The 1,263-nt window shown below is 48.1% G+C and carries 2 protein-coding genes; both read left to right on the top strand.

Translation table 11 applies throughout. The features are described 5' to 3' along the window. The coding region (locus tag GRP75_RS27315) for an ABC transporter ATP-binding protein (RefSeq protein ID WP_160790933.1) at positions 1-767 on the top strand (767 nt) is incomplete at its 5' end. After that, a partial coding sequence (locus GRP75_RS27310; protein WP_272917251.1) for an MATE family efflux transporter occupies positions 734-1,263 on the top strand: 530 nt, incomplete at its 3' end. The genes GRP75_RS27315 and GRP75_RS27310, both read left to right, overlap by 34 nt.

Here is a 1,263-nt window from a genome sequence, read left to right as displayed (position 1 = left end):
CTTACGCTGAAGGTAAAACGGTGCTGCAAGATGTTGCTCTGTCGATCTCCCCCCGAGAATGTCTGGGTATCGTCGGGGAAAGCGGCAGTGGGAAAAGCACACTCGCTCGCTGTATTTTGACATTGGACCCGTTTGATCAAGGTGAGCTTAGACTGGATGGACAGTCTATCCGTGGGCTAAAGCGGAGCGAATTAAAACGGATTCGTAGCAGGCTGGGTGCAGTATTTCAACATCCATCCGCGGCTTTGAATCCCAGACTAACCATCCTGCAATCCCTGCTGGAGCCACTGGACCAGCTTAAGTACTATGTTCCTTCCTTTATGGCGGGTAAGTCCTCAGAACGTCGGGATACAGCAGAACATTTGCTTGAGATGGTAAAGCTTCCAGCCAGCTATCTGGACAAGTTTCCACATCAGCTCAGCGGTGGGGAAAAGCAGCGTGTAACCATCGCACGTGCCATCAGCACAGAGCCGGATTTTATCGTATTGGACGAGCCAACAGCAAGTCTGGATGTGACCACACAAGCCACCATTTTGAATCTGCTCAAAGATTTGCAGGATGAGCTAGGACTGGCTTATCTGTTTATCTCACATGATCTGGCGGCTGTGCACTTTATGAGTGATCGAATCATGGTCATGAAAGAAGGCAGTGTGCTTGAGCATTTTCCCAAAGAAGCATTATTTCATTCGGATCGCCATCCCTATACACAATCATTACTGGAGGTTTTTTCAACATGTTGCCTTCCCACCGAGCCTATCTTGCTTTAGCTATCCCTTTAATTATTTCGACGATTACAACCCCGCTGCTCGGTGCGGTGGATACAGCTGTAATCGGTCATTTAAGCCATTCCGCGTATTTAGGCGGTGTAGCGGTGGGCACTCTTATTTTTAATACTTTATATTGGTTGTTTGGCTTTCTGCGAGTCAGCACATCAGCTTTCACGGCACAAGCCGCAGGGGCACAAAATAACGACCAGGGCATAGCTGCTCTCATGCGCCCACTGGCCATTGCTTTACTCATTGGTGCGGTATTCATTGTGTTGCAAAAGCCAATTCTGCTGGCTTCTCTTCAGCTAATCCATCCGGCGCAGGATGTGGCGGCGCAGGCAGCGATTTATTTTAACATTCGTATTTGGGGAGCCCCTCTAACATTGGTGAACTATGTGCTGCTCGGCTGGCTGATGGGATTGTCCCGTGTGAAGGCTACATTATTTTTGCAAATTTCAATGAACGTAATCAATATGGTATTAGCTATTGTATTTAC

The sequence above is a fragment of the Paenibacillus sp. OT2-17 genome (genome assembly GCF_009827695.1).
In the GTDB taxonomy this organism is placed as follows: domain Bacteria; phylum Bacillota; class Bacilli; order Paenibacillales; family Paenibacillaceae; genus Paenibacillus; species Paenibacillus polymyxa_B.
Note: the sequence above shows the minus strand (reverse complement) of the source record. Positions and strands in the feature narration are given on the sequence as shown.